Annotated in this window: 7 protein-coding genes and 1 pseudogene; all 8 read left to right on the forward strand. The window is 75.0% G+C overall.

Going from position 1 to position 16,432, the window contains the following annotated elements:
- The first annotated feature begins 656 nt into the window (after positions 1-656).
- The 8 genes and pseudogenes from D6270_RS30440 (at position 657) to D6270_RS30475 (ending at position 16,132) form a co-directional block, all read left to right on the forward strand.
- Positions 657-1,106, forward strand: a complete 450-nt coding sequence (locus D6270_RS30440; RefSeq protein ID WP_109162501.1) for a GVDTG sorting domain-containing protein — start codon at positions 657-659, stop codon at positions 1,104-1,106.
- A gap of 123 nt (positions 1,107-1,229) precedes the next feature.
- Positions 1,230-1,922 (forward strand): class F sortase, encoded by a 693-nt coding sequence (locus D6270_RS30445; protein ID WP_109162500.1) that lies wholly within the window; start codon positions 1,230-1,232, stop codon positions 1,920-1,922.
- Between the two features lie 13 nt (positions 1,923-1,935).
- Positions 1,936-2,195 (forward strand): annotated as a pseudogene (locus D6270_RS30450) (transposase family protein); the annotation flags it as partial.
- A 317-nt stretch (positions 2,196-2,512) separates the two neighbouring features.
- Positions 2,513-3,373: a DUF4132 domain-containing protein gene (locus tag D6270_RS30455; protein ID WP_109162499.1), complete on the forward strand. Its 861-nt coding sequence runs from the start codon at positions 2,513-2,515 to the stop codon at positions 3,371-3,373.
- Entirely contained in the window at positions 3,370-8,688 is a 5,319-nt protein-coding gene (locus D6270_RS30460) for a hypothetical protein (protein WP_109162498.1), read from the forward strand. Before D6270_RS30455 ends, D6270_RS30460 begins: the two co-directional genes overlap by 4 nt.
- Positions 8,685-9,911, forward strand: a complete 1,227-nt coding sequence (locus D6270_RS30465; RefSeq protein WP_109162497.1) for an ATP-binding protein — start codon at positions 8,685-8,687, stop codon at positions 9,909-9,911. The genes D6270_RS30460 and D6270_RS30465 overlap by 4 nt, the downstream gene beginning before the upstream one ends.
- A 3-nt stretch (positions 9,912-9,914) precedes the next feature.
- A complete protein-coding gene (locus D6270_RS30470) occupies positions 9,915-14,123 on the forward strand; it encodes a vWA domain-containing protein (protein WP_109162496.1) in 4,209 nt (1,402 codons plus the stop codon).
- Entirely contained in the window at positions 14,120-16,132 is a 2,013-nt protein-coding gene (locus D6270_RS30475) for a hypothetical protein (RefSeq protein ID WP_109162495.1), read from the forward strand. The genes D6270_RS30470 and D6270_RS30475 overlap by 4 nt, the downstream gene beginning before the upstream one ends.
- Positions 16,133-16,432 lie beyond the last annotated feature (300 nt).

The following is a 16,432-nucleotide window of genomic DNA, read 5'->3' on the forward strand; positions in this document are numbered from 1 at the left end:
GCATCTGGGTTTCACAGCCTGCCTGCGTCACCGACGTCCTGTCCCGCAACACCTGGACACCTCCACCACCGGAGGTCTTCGCCACGATCAAGACCCGACCCGTGTTGCCAACGCTCGTGATCACTACACCTAGGCCGTCCGGGGCCCAGAAGCACCGGCCGCCGAGGGCCTCCCCGGTTCCTGCCCAGCGCTTCATCAGGCGCTCGACTTCCGTGACGGTGAACACGGTCGCACGGAACACGGAATCCGCCATTTCGGCAGCAGCCCATGCTCACGAAGTCGCGGAACCGACAGTGTCGACCGGTACGACCTCCCACCCGGCAGGGTGAAACGGTGGCGGATCGGCGCTGGTTGACGTCGGCCGGCCGGTACCAAGGCCGCACGATCGCGAAGACCGTGCAGGGCTTCCGGCTCCGTCAGCATCGGTTCAGGCCCGCGCCTGTCCCACGTTCGGCGGTCGTCTGCCCGTTTCACCGTTTCGCAGTAATCGCGCGGTGTTGAGCTGCGAAGTCGTGGCGGAACGAGGAGGAGGTGAGCAGTCAGGGGCATATGCGGTGCGGCACGGCGTCCGTTGATGGGGTTGCGTCCTGGGGGACGGCGGTCTTGTCGGCGGCACCCCTCTGGTGCCGCAGCCGCTCTCCGAGGAGGAAGTTCTGATGCGTTCGCTGAAGATAGCCACCGCCACTGCCCTGACCAGTGCCGCTCTGGTGTTCGCCGCGCCGATGGCTTCGGCGTCGGACACTCAGTGCGACCCCGCCACGGCAGCGGCGATGGAGGCGGAGTCGGCCTACGAGGCGGCCAGGTCCGACTACCAGAAGCAGATCGACGCGGGCGGCCACCCGGGCAAGGCCGAGCAGGACAACGTCGACCAGCTCAAGCAGAAGGCCGACGCGGCCGCCTCGCAGGCGCAGCGCGTCTGCGACGACACCGTCGCCGACCCGACCGCTCCGGCGTCGAAGAAGCCCTCAGGGGCCATGCACACCGGCACGGGCTCCGCCAGCGGTGACCCGGCGAGCACGCCGGCTCTCGCCGCAGCGGGCGGCCTTGCGGTCGCGGCCGCAGCTGGATTTGTCCTGCGCCGGCGCGCCCACAGCCGCCAGCACTGATCGCCGGCAGGAACGCCCCGGCATGACGCGTGTGCCGCCCCGCCCCGCCGCATGAGGCGTGCGGTGCGGCACACGGCCAGAGCTGGTGAGCGCGCGGCGGAGCGATGAAGGGAGACAGGTGGCGTGCACCGCTGGGAAGACAGCCGGCCCATCGCGTCGGACTGGGCAACAGGTCCGCGCGAAGCGAGGGGGAGAGACAGACGGCGCTTTCCCTGGGAATTGACACTCCTGGCCACAGCCATCGCGATCCTCGCTGTCGCCTTCTTCGGCGGGGCGACGGGACCGCCTCAGCCGCAGCACCCCGGATCGGCGTTTCCGACGGACAGTGCCCTCTCGCAGGCTTCCCCCGCCGCGCCGATGCCGCCCTCCCCTCCCTCGCGGGTGCAGATCCCGGCGATCGGCGTCGATGCCCCCGTGATGGACCTGGCCATCGAGAGCGGCGGACGCCTGGCCTCGCCGCCGGAGGACGACACCAACCTTGCCGGGTGGTGGGCACGCGGCCCCTCGCCCGGAACGCGGGGCACCGCCATCGTGGCCGGCCACGTCGACGTCCCCACCGGCCCAGCCGTCTTCTACAACCTCGGAGCCCTCAAACCCGGTATGACCATCAAGATCCAGCGAACTGACGGCTCGACGGCGCACTTCACCATCACCGGCATCGACGTCTACAGCGCCGACGACTTCCCCGACCAGAGGGTCTACGCAGACACCGGCCGACCCGAGATCCGCCTCATCACCTGCGGCGGCGGATTCAACAAGAAACTCCAACGCTACGAAGGCAACGTCGTGGTCAGCGCCCACCTCACCACACCCTGACCCCGGGCCCACGCTGATCGTCACCTGTGAGGGTGGCCGCGCTGCGAGCTCCGTCCGTCCCAGCGCGCGACGGTGGCACTGGTGTGCCTGCGCGAACACACCACTCGGGCGAGGATCGCCGCCGTGGTCGGGGTCAACGAGTCCACCGCCCACGCCTGCACCAGCGCGGTCGTCGACCTGCTCGGCGACCGTGCGCCGGGCCTGCTCAAGGCACTGCGCGAGCGTGATCCCGACTTCGTCCTTCTCGACAAGACCCTCGCTGAGTGCGACCGGGCGGACCCGGCCGGGCCCTTGATCGTTTTCCGGGCCCGGCCGGGTCCGCGGTCCTTGACCTGCTCAGCCCCCGGGAGGATCGCCGCGGACGAGGAATCGATCCGCCCAGGGCAGCAGCCGGTCGGTCTCCTCGGCCTCCTCACGCCGGTCCGTACGGGGAAGACGCCGGGTCCGTACGGGAAAGCGGACCGGCCCGGCCGCACTGTCAGTGGGGCCGCCTAGAGTCTCTTCCACTCGTCACGGCGCGTTGCCGTCGGCGGGTCTCATCAGCGTGCCGCAGGCCGGCGGCGCCGTACGGAACACGGGGAGAACAGCGCATGGGGTGGGTACCGGCGGGCGACTACGAAGTCGCCCTGGAGGCAGGCAAGGTGGTATGCCGCAACGGGAAGGGCCGGCGGCTGAAGTCCGTACCGGCCAAGCTGAAGGACGACCCGGCAGTCGTCGGGCTCCGGCAGCTCACCGAGTGGCTGGAGCGGCACGAACGCCGGTGCCTGACCGATGTCGAGCAGTGGATGGTGCGCTCACTGCCCGTCCCCACCACCGTCCTCGCCCGGGTCTGGCCCGACCCGGCGTGGCAGACGGCCCTGCGGGACCTGGTCGTCACCGGCGCGGACGGCGGGGTCGCCGGCTTCCTGCGCGATGTCGACCCCGACCGAGGTCTCGGCCTCGTCGACCTGGACGGCGACACGGTCCGTATCACCCCGGACGTCGTGAGCCTGCCGCACCCCGTGCTCCTCGACGACCTGGACGAGCTGCGGGAGTTCGCGGTCGAACTGGAGGTGAGCCAGCAGGCCGAGCAGCTCTTCCGCGAGGTGTGGCGCCGCCCGCCGGACCTCGCCCCGGACACCGTCTCCGTGGACACCTACGCCGGTGGGGTCTTCAAGGAACTGCGGTTCCTGCACGGCCGCGTCACCCAGCTCGGCTACCGGTCCCGTGGCGGATACGCGGTCTGCCCGGTCGTCGAGGACGGCGCCACCGTGGAGGCCCGTATCTGGATCGGTGAGCACGACGGATACGACGCGTACGACACCGAGACAGGCCCCCTTGGCTGGACCGACCCTTCGGGGCGCGCGCTGACGGCCGCCGAGGTCGGCCCCGTCGCGTGGTCCGAGGGCATGCGCATGGCGGCGGCGCTCTACGCCGGCCGCGACGTAGAGGACGAGGAGCGGGCGGCATGAGCACCACGACGACGAACAGCAACGTGAACACCGAAACCGAGACCGCGGCACTCCCCGCCCAGGCCCGCGGTCGTGCCGGCAGAACCCCCGCCGCCGAGGCCCGCGCGGCGGCCCTGCTGGACGCGGGCGCCATCCTCCCGGCCGGCACCACCGACCGGGACGACGCCGACGCCCTCACCGCCCGCACCTATACGCACGGCGCACTCGGCGACCGCCCCGTGATCCGCCTCGTGCCCGGCACCCTCGGCGAAGCCGAGGACCTGGCCCTGGAATTCCTCGGTCTGTCCCGGGCCGCCGAGGCCCCCGTCGTGGGCCAGGTCCGCCGGGAGACGCTGGGCTTCCCCGCCTGGGCCCTGGTCCACGACCCGGCCAACGGACACCACGCCCTGGCCCTGGTCAAGGACATCGAGCGTCTGGGCCGGCAGGCCAGGACCCGCGCCGGTGCCGCCAAGGAGGGCTTCGACGAGCTCGGCACCCGGCTCGGCCGGGCCGTGCCCCACTTCCTCCCCACCTACTACGAGCAGGTCGCCCGCCTCTTCCTCCAGGCGGAGAACACCGTCTACGCGGCCTCCTTCTTCGGCAAGGCCCGCGAGGCCGAGCGGGTCCACGGCCTCGTCGTGGACGAGGACCGGCAGCGGGCCGTCTTCCTGGAGTTCGCCTTCGCCGGTGCGCTCACCGTCAAGGCGCTGCGGCAGTACGTGCGGGATCTGGTGGCCCGGCTCGCCCCGGCGGACGCCTGGGCGCAGTTCCGCCGTCTGCTGGTCGAACGCTGTGCCGCCGGCATGCCGCCCTACGCCGCACTGCCCCAGGACGTGCGCGCCCTGGTCAAGGCCGCAGGGCTGGACCGCGACACCGCCGAACGGGAGCTGGCGGCCGACCTGATCGGCTCCCCGGGAGTCGTCCGCGCCCCCGCCTCGTTCTGGACGGCCTACCGCCCCGCCGTCGTCGCCCTCGCCCACCGGGACCCGGCCGTGCGTGCCCGACTCCTCGGCTTCTTCCCGGAGACCTTCACCGAGAACGGCGGCCGGGACGGGGACGGCGAGCGCGGCTGGCTCACGCTGCTGGCCGAGTCCGGCGCCGAGGAACTGCTCACCGCCCTCCCCGACGACTCCGGTCCCTCCGGTGCTGCCGGCGAGGACGCGCCGCTCGTCTCCCCGGCGGACTGGCTCGCCCGGTGGGAGGCCCACCGCCGGCGCGCCCAGGCCACCGTGGCCCGCAGCCCGGAGACCCTCGCCCTGGTCGCCCGAGCGGCGGACCGGCTGCGCGCCGACGGACGCCCCGTCGAACTGTTCCACGGCCGTTGGCAGCGCACCGCCGACCTGGACATCCTCGACCTCTGCCTGGCCTCCGGCATTCCCGTCGCCGAGCCGGACGAGGAGGACCGGGGCACCGTGCAGCCCGCGGGCTTCGCGCTCGGCCGCTGGCTGACCGACACCGCCCCCGGCGCGCGGGACCTCGTAGCCCTCACCGCACGCCCCGCCTTCCGCGCTCTGCTGAGCCGCACCGTCGGGGAGCTCGGCGGCGGACGCGGCCAACGGCTGAGCGATGCCGGGATGGCCGAGCTGGCCGCGCACCCGGTGCTCTCCGGAGTCCTGCGCGAGTGGCTGACCGCCCGCGCCGAGGAGTACACGGCCGCCCGGGGGCTCCCCGCACTGCGGTCCACCCTCAACAGACTTTCGGGATTCCGCGCCGTGGTCGCCGAGGCCGCCCCGGAGGCGGCGCGGCTCCTGAAGGCGCATGACGTGGTGCCCCTGCTCGCCGCCACCCTGCGCACCGGCATCCTCGACGAACTGGGCTGGCCCGCACTGGACGAGACCTACGCCGAACTCGCCGCGGAGATCGCCGCCGCCTCGCCTCGCAACCGCCACCACCGCTCGGAGAGCGTCGGCATCACCGGCGCCTGGCCCGCCCTGATCCTGAACACCCTCGAACGCGCCGTCGTCGTCGGCCCCGAAGGCGTCCTGCTCCACCACACCCTTCGGCTGCCCGGCACCGTCGACCGCTGGCGGACCCCCGGCTTCCGTTACGTCGACGGTGAGTTGCTGGTCATCTGGTGGGAGGACGGCAAACAGCGCGGCTACTGGTCGCACCGCCCCGCCGAGGTGTTCACCGTCGGCGGCGAGCAGATCCCCCGCTGGGGCGGCTCCGGCGCCTCCGACGAGGTCTGCCTGCCGCTGCCCGGCGGTGGCCGCGCCACCGGCGGCAAGGCCCTGCACGCGGGCGACACCTCCCTCCCGCCGCAGCGCGCGGTCATCTCCGACGGCACCGGCCTCTGGCGCGACGGACACCAGGGCCGGCAGCGCGTATGGCTGGAGTACGACCCCGCCACCGGTACCCACGGCCGCGCCTCCCTGCCCGCCTTCCTCCGCTCCGGCGTCCAGGACGGCACCCGGCTGCTCACCGAGCACTGCCAGGTGCTGCCCCTTCAGCCCGGCCTGGAGAACACCCCGTTCGGCACGGACGGCACGGTCCTGGGCCGCTGGGTCCGCCGTACGGTCACCGAACCCGGCACCGCTGCCCCCGCCGACGGTCACCGGATCGTCGCCGGTACCCCCGACGGCCGCACGGTGACCCTGCCCTACCCGCTGTGCGCCGACTGCTCCCCGGTGCCCCTCGGCGCTCTCGCCCTGCCCGGCGGATCGCGGCCGGTCGTGGCCCTGCACCACCGCTCCGTGGAAGCACACCCGGCGGACACCGACGGCACCGGCGGCAGCCTGTGGTCCGTCACCCCCGACTCCTCCGGCGGGGACGACGCGGCGGGCACCCCCTATGTGCCGCCCGTCGCCTACTGGCACGCCCTGCGCCCGAGGGACGAGCGCGGCTCCGCCGCCCTGCGGACCCTGACGGAGTCGCGGGCGGAGGAGCTGGTCAGGGAGGTCGCCGCCGCGGTCGCCCGGTACTTGGAGGCGTTCCGGGCCGTCGAGGAGTACACCGGTCCCTCATCGCAGGAGCTCAGCGAGGAAGCCGTGGCCCGGGTCCTGCCCGAGGTCTCCGACGTGCGGCTCCGCGCCGGTGTCACCGGCATCGTCCGCAACGCGGTGGACCGCATCGTCGCGGCCGTACGGTACGTGGAACCGCCCGAGCCCGCCCAGCCGGTCACCCCTCAGAACACCGCGCGCACCCAGGGCATGTTCTTCGACCAGGCGCCCGAGCACGGCGACGACACGACCCTGCGGGAGGCCACCGCCTTCGGCTCCGAGCGTCTGTACGGCGGCTGGTGGGGAGGCGGAACCCGGTGGGCCACCATCCGGCAGATCCTCGCCGTCAACCATGTCCTGGGCGGTGAACCGGCGTTCGGCCCGCCCGTGCCGTCCAAGATCCCCTTCACCCCCGTCGACGGCTGGCAGCGGGACGAGTGCGTTGTGCCCGCCGGCTCCCTGTCCTGGACCTCCCTCCTCGACAAGCTGCCCGAACTCGCCTACCGGGCCACCTCTCCGGCCATGTCCCCAGAGCACCGCGCCGGGCTCCTGGTGCTGCTGGACACCTTCGGCGCCGGCCCGCTGGCCGACCCGGCGGGCACCGTCCGGCAGGTGGAGCTCGTCGAGTCGTACAGCGGCACGCCCGGGCAGGGGTACCAGGAGGCCGTGCACCGCCTCGGCCAGGTGCTGCGCAAGGGTGCCCGCACGGTCGTGGTCGTCGCCGAGCGGGGCCGGAACACCCTGAACGACACGGCCCGCTGGCTGGCCCTGGACCACGACCCGACCGGCGCGTTCGGCCCGGTCGCCGGCTTCACCCTGCGCGACGAGCACGTCCACCGAGAGGGCATCGCCCGCGACCGGCTCGCCCGGCTCACCGCCCTCGTACGGGAGCAGGGCCCCGCGCCCTGGCGCCCGGAGGCCGCCGAGACGTTCCACACGGCCACCGGGATCGGCTCGCTTCAAGCCGTCGCCCTGTTGTCGGCCGCCGTGGAGGAGCCCGGCGCGGAGGCGCTCGCCCTCCTCGGTGTGAAGACGCGGACCTTCAAGGCCGCCCATGCCAGGCTGGACGCCCTGCCGGACGACGACCGGCACGCCCTGCTCAGGGCGCTGCTGCCTGCGGACCCGGCCCAACTCTGGACGAAGGGACCGGACATCGAGGCCGCCGCCGAGGTCTGGCGGGAGCGCCTGGCCTCCCTCGTCCGCGTGCCCGAGGAACTGGACCTGGACCTGTCCGGTACCACCCCCGGCGCCGTCGACCTGATCCTCAACGCGGACTCCCGGAGCTGGCTGAGTCACAGCACCGATGCCCCGGACGGGACCGGCCGCCGGGGTTTGCGCCGGGTGGCCGCCCGCGGTGCGGTCAACTCCGCCCTGACCGCGCTGCGTACCCTCGCCTACACCCTGCCGTACGGGCACCCTCTCCGGTCGCACCTGCCCACCGGGCTCGCCGCCCTTCGCGACCGCCTCGCCGACCCGGAGCTGGTACTGGACCTCGGCCTGAGCTGGACGGAGGCGGGCCACCCGATCGGCGTTCCGATCCGCGCCGCCTACGGGCTCCCCGAGTCCGGCGGGACGGAGGCCGACGGACTGGTCCGGGCGGGCAGTGCGCTGCTCCTCGCACCCGGCAACGCCAGCAACGAGAGGCTGTTGATCCGCCCGGCCGGTCTGACGGGCCCCGAGGACCCGGCCTTCGGCCTCGTCGAGGGCACCGTCGTCCCCTACGCCACCGGCGACCTCCTCGCCCTGCGCGCCCTGCTCGGCGAGGAGACCGGGGCGCTGGTCGCGGCGGGCCTTCCCGGGGGCACTCCGGACGCCGCTGGCGCTCCGGGATCCGGGGGCAACGCACCCTCCGGGGGCGCTACGGCCTCCGAGGGCTCTTCGGGCGCCGAGAGCACCACGTCCTCCGGGGGCGCCCCGCACCCCGTCGGCGCCCCGCACCACCCGGCGCAGGACCCGACCCGATCGGTGCCGGACCTGGTGGCGGAGGCCGCCGCGACTCTCGGTCTGAGCGCGGACGCCGCCGCCCTGTACCTGATGCTGCTGACCCTGCCCGACCCGACGGACCGCAACTGCGTCCGCTGGACGGAGTGGAAGCCGGCCCGCGTCAAGAAGGCCCGGGCAGAACTGGCCGCCACCGACCTCGTCCTGGAGGCCAAGCGCTCGCGCGCCGGCCGCACCCTCTTCCTGCCCTGCGGCTGGATGGAGCTCAACGCCCCCGCGCTGCCGCTGGAGACCTGGAAGGAAGGCCTTTACCCGGTGGCGGGCGGTGTCCGCACCGTGCCCCCCACCCCCGTGCCCGCGCTGTTCGCAGCGGCCTGGGCACGGGCCCGCGGCGGCGATGCCCCCGCCTTCGAAGAACTGCAGACTCGTACACCCCGGAAGGGCCGCCGCCGATGACCAGCTCCACCACCAGCAGCGAGATGGACAGCACCGCCGAGGCCGGCGTCCCGGACCAGGCGGCGGCGCCCGACAGGGAGCGCCGCCAGGTCATCCCGCCCGAGGACCGGTACGCCACCGAACTGGCCTTCCTCGCCGCCCACGACACCGGTGCCCGCCCGCCCGGCTGGCGGCTCACCCCGCGCGCCGTCGTCACCTTCGTGACGGGCAGCGCGGGGGAGGCGCTGGGTCTTCCGAAGGGCGCCCGGCCCAGTGCCGGAGTGCCCCGTCGCCTGGTGATCGAGCAGAAGTTCGTCGGCGAACGCGCCCTGGTCGAACGGTGCGTGGTCACCCTCGCCGGAGAGCGCGGACTCCTTCTCGTGGGCGAGCCGGGCACCGCCAAGTCGATGCTCTCCGAGCTGCTCTCGGCGGCCGTCTGCGGCACCAGCGCGCTCACCGTGCAGGGCACCGCGGGTACCACCGAGGACCAGCTCAAGTACGGCTGGAACTACGCGCTGCTGCTCGCCCAAGGCCCCACCGAGCAGGCACTGGTGCCCTCTCCGGTGCTCACCGCCATGACCCGGGGAGCGGTCGCCCGCGTCGAGGAGGTCACCCGTTGCCTGCCCGAGGTCCAGGACGCCCTGGTGTCCCTGCTGTCCGAGCGGCGGATCGCGGTCCCCGAACTCGCGGGCGGTGAGGGTGCCCAGGTGCACGCGTCCCCCGGCTTCGCCCTCATCGCCACCGCCAACCTGCGGGACCGGGGCGTCTCGGAGATGTCCGCCGCGCTGAAGCGCCGCTTCAACTTCGAGACGGTCGGCCCGATCGGGGACGTGGACGCCGAGACCGCGCTCGTCCGCAGCCAGTCGCGCGCCGCGGTGGAACAGGCGGGCGCCGCCTACCAGGTGGACGACGCGGTGCTCGAAGCGCTGGTCACCGCCTTCCGGGACCTGCGTGAGGGCCGGTCCACGGAGGGCTGGGAGGTCGAACGTCCCTCCACGGTGATGAGCACGGCGGAGGCGGTCTCCGTCGCGGGCTCCCTCGGCCTGGCCGCCGCCTACTTCCCGGGGGACCGGGACGTGCTCTCCCTGCTGCCCGGCCATCTGCTCGGCGTCGTCCGCAAGGACGACCCGGCCGACGCGGCACGGCTGCTGGGGTACTGGGACGGCCCGGTGCGCAGGCGTGCCGAGCAGGGGTCGGCCACCTGGCGTGCCCTGTGGGACCTGCGCGCGGTGCTGGAGAGCTGACGGATGAGCCAGTCGACCACCCACGAGAAGCGGGCGGCCACACCGGAGAGCCGGGAGGTCGCCCCCGGGCCGACGCGGCCGGTCGCCGAGGCGCCGACCGCGCTCCCGCCCCGGGGCCCGGAGGCCGGGCCCGCCACCCCGGAGGCCGCAGTGGCGGCGCTCGCTGCGGACGGGCCCGGGCTGCCGTTCCTGATCGGGGTGCGCCACCACGCGCCCTCCCTCGCGGCCGCCGTCCCGGCCTTGCTGGACGCGGCGGCCCCCGACGTCCTCCTCGTCGAACTGCCCGCCGAGTTCCAGCCCTGGCTGGGCTGGCTCGCCCACGAGGAGACCCAGGCCCCGGTGGCCCTGGCCGCCGTACCCGCCGGGGCTCCGGGCACGGGCGGTGAACGGGGGCCTGCTTTCTACCCGTTCGCGGACTTCTCGCCCGAACTGGCCGCCCTGCGCTGGGCGGCCCGGAACGGGGTCCCGGCCGTGGCCTGCGATCTCCCGCTCGCCGACCGGGCCTGGGCGCGGGGTGGGCCGGCCGCGCCCGCTCCGGTCCCGGGCGCGGACTCCGTGCCCGCACCGGGGGAGGGCCACGGGCTGTCCGCCGCCCTCCGCTCCCGGCTCACCGGCCGCGACGGCGACGACCTGTGGGACCGTCTGGTCGAGGCCCCCGCCCCCGGCTCCCCACCCGAGGCGCTCCGCCGCGCCGCTCTGCTCACCGGCTGGGCGCTGCGGTACGAGGCCGAGGCGCGGCACGGCGTGGACGGCACCGACCTGGTGCGTGAGGCGTGCATGCGCGAGCACATCGCCGATGCCCTGGCGAACGGGCGGCGGCCCGCCGTGGTGGTGGGCGCCTTCCACGCTCCGGCGCTGCTGCCGCCCGCTGCCGGCGCGGCCAGGGCCTGCGCGGTGGATGCCCCGGACGCTCTTGTCGTGGGTGTGCCGGACGGGCCGAGCACGCCTGCGGTGGATGCGCCGGATGCGTTGAACGCCTCGAAGGTGGACGCACCGAGCACCCTTGCGCCGGACGCGCCGAGCACGCCTGCGGTGGACGCGGCGCACGCTCCAGGGGCGGAGGCACCGAACGCCCCTGCGGACGCACCGGGCACCCCCGTGCAAGGGCCCGGCGTGGGCGTGGCGGCGGGGAGCTGCACCGTCTCCCTGATCCCGTACACCTACCCCCTGCTCGACTCTCGCTCCGGCTACCCGGCCGGCATCCGGGACCCGGAGTGGCAGCACACCGTCCTGGAAGCCGCCGGGGACCCGGCGGCTCTGCACGAGGCGCTGGTCCGCACCGCGGTCCGCGTCTGCGTCGCCCTGCGCGAGCAGGGCCATCCCTACGGCCCGGCGGACGGCCGTGAGGTCGTCCGGGTCGCCGGAGATCTGGCTCGGCTGCGTGACCTGCCCGCCCCCGGCCGGGGTGAACTCCTGGAGGCCGTGCAGACGGTGCTCGGCCGGGGCGAGACCTACGGTACGGGCCGCGCCGTCGCCCACGCGCTCGAACGCGTCCTCGTCGGCACGCGCACCGGACACCCCGCGCCCGCAGCCCCCCGCAGCGGTCTCGGCCCCGCCGTGGAGGCCGAGACCGAGACACTGTCCCTTCCCGGCCCGGCGGACGCGTACGAGAAGACCCCGCGCGACCTCCGGCTCGACCCGGCCCGCTCCGCCCTGGACGGGCGTCGCGAACTGTTGCTGCGGCGACTGACTGTCTGCGGCATCCCCTACGCGCAGGAGCAGGAGGTGACCGGCGCGGCTGGCTCGGAAGGACTCACCACGCGGTGGCAGGTGCGGTGGACCCCGGCCACGGCCGCGATGCTCACGGCGGCCGGGGCCCGCGGCGTCACCCCCGCCCAGGCGGCCGAGGGCGTGCTGCGCGGGCGGCACGCGACGGAACGCGCAGAGGGCGGTCCGACGGCCGCGCAGGTCGTGCGCGGTCTCACGGAGGCCGCGGAGTGTGGGCTCCCCGCCCTGGCCGACGAGCGCCTGACGGAGCTTGCGGCCGTACTCCCCGCGAGCGGGACCCTTCCCGAAGTCCTCGCCGGTCTCGATCTCCTGGACCGCGTCGCCGCAGGCCACCTGCCCGGCCTGGCCGCGCCCCGCGACCCGTCGCTTCCCGAGATCCCGGACACCCTCGCCTCCCTCTCCAGCCGCATCGCGTACGCGGCGGAACTCCTGACCTCGGCGGCGGTCCGCCAGGTCGACGGCCTCACCGGTTCCGAGGAGCCCGAGGACGCCCGGGCGCTGCTCGAACTGGCGCAGCGCGCCGACCGGGTGGGCGGTATCCGGCTCGCCGACGCCCTCGCCCGGCTGGCCGCCGGCGGCACCCCGCTGATGGCCGCGGCCGCCGGAGCCGTTCAGGTGCTCACGGGCCAGGAGCAGGCCGAGACCTTCGGGACGCGTGTCGCCTCCTGGGTGGACGGGGCGGTGGACAGCCTTTCCCGGGCCGCCCTCACCGCCCGTCTCACCGGCGTCCTGACGGCGGCCGGCCCGCTCCTGACCGTCGGTGTCGCCGCCCTGGACCCGTTGCTGCACCGGGTCGTCGAACTGGACGACGCCGCGTTCCTGACCCGGCTGCCCGCCCTGCGCGGCGGCTTCGACACCCTCAGCCCGGCCGCCAGGGACCGGCTGCTGGACACCGTCGAGGAGCGCCTGGGCGAACGGGTGGACATCGCCGACGCCGACGACCCGGTGGAGTCGGCACGCCGCGCGGTCGCCGACCTCGCGGCCCGCGACCTCCTGACCGCCCTCGCTCTGCCCGTACCGCCTCCCGGGGACCCCGACCGGCACCCGCCGGAGTCCCATGCCACCGTGTTTCCGTCGGCGTCCCCCGTTGCCGGGCTCCCGTTCCCGCCGCGCGCCACCGAGTCCCCGTCTCCGGCCCCTACGCCGGTGTCCCCGCACTCATCCCCTGCCACAGCGCCCCCGCCCGCGGCGGCCCCAGCCACTGCCGCCACGCCTCCCGCCGACCCGGCACACCCCCGTACCACCGAGGCGGCCACCGGGACCGCCCCAGCGCCACGCCCCGAGACCGACCCTGAACCCGGCCCCGGGAACGGCCCCGAATCCGGCCCCGGAATCCACCCCGGGGACGCCCTTGGTCCCGGGCCCGCCCCCACCCGGACCCTCGCGCCCGCCGACCGTTGGCGGCTCGTCCTCGGTCGGCGTCCCGACCAACTGCCCTCCTCGGCCGCCCGCCTGGCCACCGCCCTGGACGAGCTCTACGGTGCCGGGCGCGGCGAGGGCTCCCGCGGCGGTCTGCCCAGGCCCGGCCAGGGCGGGGGCCGCGAGGCGCCGTTCCCCGGCGTTCGCGAGTGGTCCGAGGAACTGGCCGCGCTTTTCGGCCCCGGCGTCCGTGAGGAAGTCCTCGCCGCCGCTGCCGCGACCGGGCGGCCGGACGTTCTCACCGAACTCGACCCGGCCGCCGCCACCCCCTCCGTGGAGTTGCTCCGCACCGTCCTGCGCTACGCCGGCGGGCTCCCGGAGTCGCGCCTCGCGGCGCTCCGGCCGCTGGTCAGCCGACTGGTGGACGAACTGACCCGGCAGCTGGCCACCCGGCTGCGACCGGCCCTCACCGGCACCATGTCGGCCCGGCCCGTCCGCCGCCCGGGCGGACGGCTGGACCTGCCGCGTACGCTGCGCGCCAATCTGGCCACCGCCCGCCGCACGGAGGACGGAACGGTCCGGATCATCCCCGAGAAGCCGGTGTTCCGCAGCCGCGCCCGCCGGTCTGCCGACTGGCGGCTGATCCTGGTCACCGACGTCTCCGGGTCCATGGAGGCGTCGACGATCTGGTCCGCGCTGACCGCCTCTGTACTGGCCGGGGTGCCGACCCTGAGCACCCACTTCCTGGCCTTCTCCACGGAGGTCGTCGACCTCACCGGCCATGTGCACGACCCCCTCTCCCTCCTTCTGGAGGTGAGCGTGGGCGGGGGCACGCACATCGCCGCCGGGCTTCGGCACGCACGCAGCCTGATCACGGTGCCCAGCCGCACCCTGGTCGTCGTCATCAGCGACTTCGAGGAGGGCGCCCCCCTCGGCGGACTGCTGTCCGAGGTGCGGGCCCTGGTCGCCACCGGCTGCCAGGTACTGGGGTGCGCCAGCCTCGATGACGCGGGCCGCCCCCGCTACTCGACGGGCGTCGCCGGGCAGCTCGTGGCCGCCGGCATGCCCGTTGCGGCCCTCAGCCCACTAGAACTCGCTCGCTGGATAGGGGAGAAGACCGTATGACCGCCGCCCAGTTGCCACCCGTCGCACCGGAGGTGACGGCCACGCTGGTGGAGGACCTCTCGCCCCGGCTGCGCAAGCGGCTGGACGCGGCGGTCGCCAAGCTCGGTGCCCGCCCGACGCACCGCGACGGGGACACGGTGACGATCGCGGTCGACGACGACACCGAACTGCGCCTCCACGCCCCGGGTGGCGTGGTGGCCGCGGTGGACGCCATCACCTGCGGCTGCCTCCTCGCCCCGGCCTGCGTCCACCGCGCGGCGGCCGCCTGTGCAGCCCCGGCGGCGGACCTGCCCTCGGAACCCGTTCCCGACGCGGCCCTCGAAACTGTCCCCGAGGCGGCACCCGATTCCAGCTCCGCAGCGGACCCGACCCTCGAACCCACCCCCGCCACGGCGCGAAAGCCGGCCCCTGGCACCGCTCCCGCCGCGCAACCGGCCCTCACGCCCCCCGGCTCCACCCCCCTCACGACGGCCCCGGCGAACGACCTGGCTCCAGCGACCGCCGCTGCCCCGGGAGACGCCGCCCCCGCTCCCGACGAAGCGACGCCCGCCCAGTGCAAGGCGGCCGCTGCCCTCTGGTCGGCGGGCGCCGCCGTGCTGGAGGCGGGTGTGGGCGGGTCCGGTGCCGTCGCCCAGGCCGCACTGCTGCGCGCCGCGCACACCGCGCGGCTCCGGCAACTGCCGCGCGTCGCCTCCGCCGCGCTCTCCGTCGTCACCCTGCTGCGCGCGGCCCGCGCCGGGGACCCCTCGTACCGCACCGCCGACCTCGTCACCGCCCTGGCCGAACTCCTGGGCACCGCGCACCGCGTGGGGACGGCCTCCGGCGCGGAGCTGGCAGCCGTACGGGGACGGGCCCGCCGCCCGTACAGCCCCGAGGGCTCCCTCCGTCTGTACGGCCTCTTCACCGAACCCGTGGTCACCGACTCGGGCCATGGCGGCGCCCGCACCTGGGTCGCCTCACCTGACGGCCGGCTCTGCACGGTGGGCGATGTGGCACCCGGCGGGGTGGGGCGGGCCCTGGGCGTGGCCGACCGCACCGTGCGCCTCGGGGACACCGCCCTCACCCACCGGGAGCTGGGCCGGGCCGGTCTCGCGGTCTCCGGAGCGACGGTCTCCCCGGACGGCAGGCTGGGCGCCGGGAAAGGCGTCAAGGCGGTCACCGCCCGGGGCGCGGCCTGGACGGAACCGCCCCTCGCCGCCCTGTGGGAGACACCGGCGGCCGAACAGGCCGCCCGCGCCCTGCGATCCGTCTCCCGCTACGCGGAACCGGACGGGGGCGGCAGCGACCTGCTCTTCCTGGACGTCGAACTGCTGGGGGCGGTAAGGGAATCGGGCGGCACCTGTCTGCTTGCGCGGTGCGACGGAGGAGTTGGAGTACGCCTCACCGTCGACGACGACGACCCTGCGCTGGCCCACCGCGACAACCTGATGCTCCTGGCCACGACTGCGGGGACGCGGCTGCGGATCATCGGCCGCCTGGTGCCCGCCCCGCACCCCCGGCTCACCCTGCTCGCCTGCTCGCACCCCACCGGGGAGAGCACGGTCGACCTCGGCTTCGACCGTCTGCGCCGCGCCGACCTCCCCGACCCGGCCGCCCCCGTGCGTCCTGCCCCGCCCCAGCCCGGCGGCCCCGGCGTGGACTCGCCCCTCCACCTCCTGGAGCGCAGAGTCGAACAGGCCGTCTCGGCGGGCCGCGCCGCCCTCGGCATGCTCGGCGATGTCACCACCGAGGCCCGCCGCCTGCGGCGCGCGGGTCTCCCCACGGCCGCCGGCCTGCTCACCGCCCTCTGCGCCTCGGCGGCCCAACGGGAACGCGACCTCTTCGGCCGTCTCCTCCCCGCCGACACCGACGGCTTCGCCGCGCACTGGCTCGCCGCCGCCCGCTACACGGCCGCCGTCGCCGAGTCCCTGTGCGCGGCGGCCTGGGAACCGAGCCCGGGGATCCTCATGGAGAGCCCCGCAGACGCTGCTACGACGTCTCGACTCACCGCAAACGGAAGCCGCCGATGAGTCCCCCTCGTGCGAAGACCGTCGCCGCCGCAGCGGCCGTCGCCCTCCTCGCGGGCGGCGGCGGCGCGCTCGCTCTCTCTCTGCGCGGGCGCGACGAGGGCGCTCCGCAGACCTCCTTCTGCCGGGGGTGCCGGACACCTTGGAGGGCGGGGAGTTCGTCGTACGCGTGAAGGCCGAAGAACACCGCCCTCGACCAGCCCGCGCCGGAGGTCCGGAAGGTCTACGAACCGTCCTCGTCACCGTCCCCGGCAATGCGAAACCCCACCGCCACCCGCCCCGTCCCCGTCGTGCCTGTGCCAC

It is taken from the genome of Streptomyces griseus subsp. griseus (genome assembly GCF_003610995.1).
Classification (GTDB): Bacteria; Actinomycetota; Actinomycetes; order Streptomycetales; family Streptomycetaceae; genus Streptomyces.

Coding starts and splice junctions, on each gene's coding strand:
- D6270_RS30440 (WP_109162501.1), top strand. CDS start 657: ATGCGTTCGCTGAAGATAGCCACCGCCACTGCCCTGACCAGTGCCGCT.
- D6270_RS30455 (WP_109162499.1), top strand. CDS start 2,513: ATGGGGTGGGTACCGGCGGGCGACTACGAAGTCGCCCTGGAGGCAGGC.
- D6270_RS30460 (WP_109162498.1), top strand. CDS start 3,370: ATGAGCACCACGACGACGAACAGCAACGTGAACACCGAAACCGAGACC.
- D6270_RS30465 (WP_109162497.1), top strand. CDS start 8,685: ATGACCAGCTCCACCACCAGCAGCGAGATGGACAGCACCGCCGAGGCC.
- D6270_RS30470 (WP_109162496.1), top strand. CDS start 9,915: ATGAGCCAGTCGACCACCCACGAGAAGCGGGCGGCCACACCGGAGAGC.
- D6270_RS30475 (WP_109162495.1), top strand. CDS start 14,120: ATGACCGCCGCCCAGTTGCCACCCGTCGCACCGGAGGTGACGGCCACG.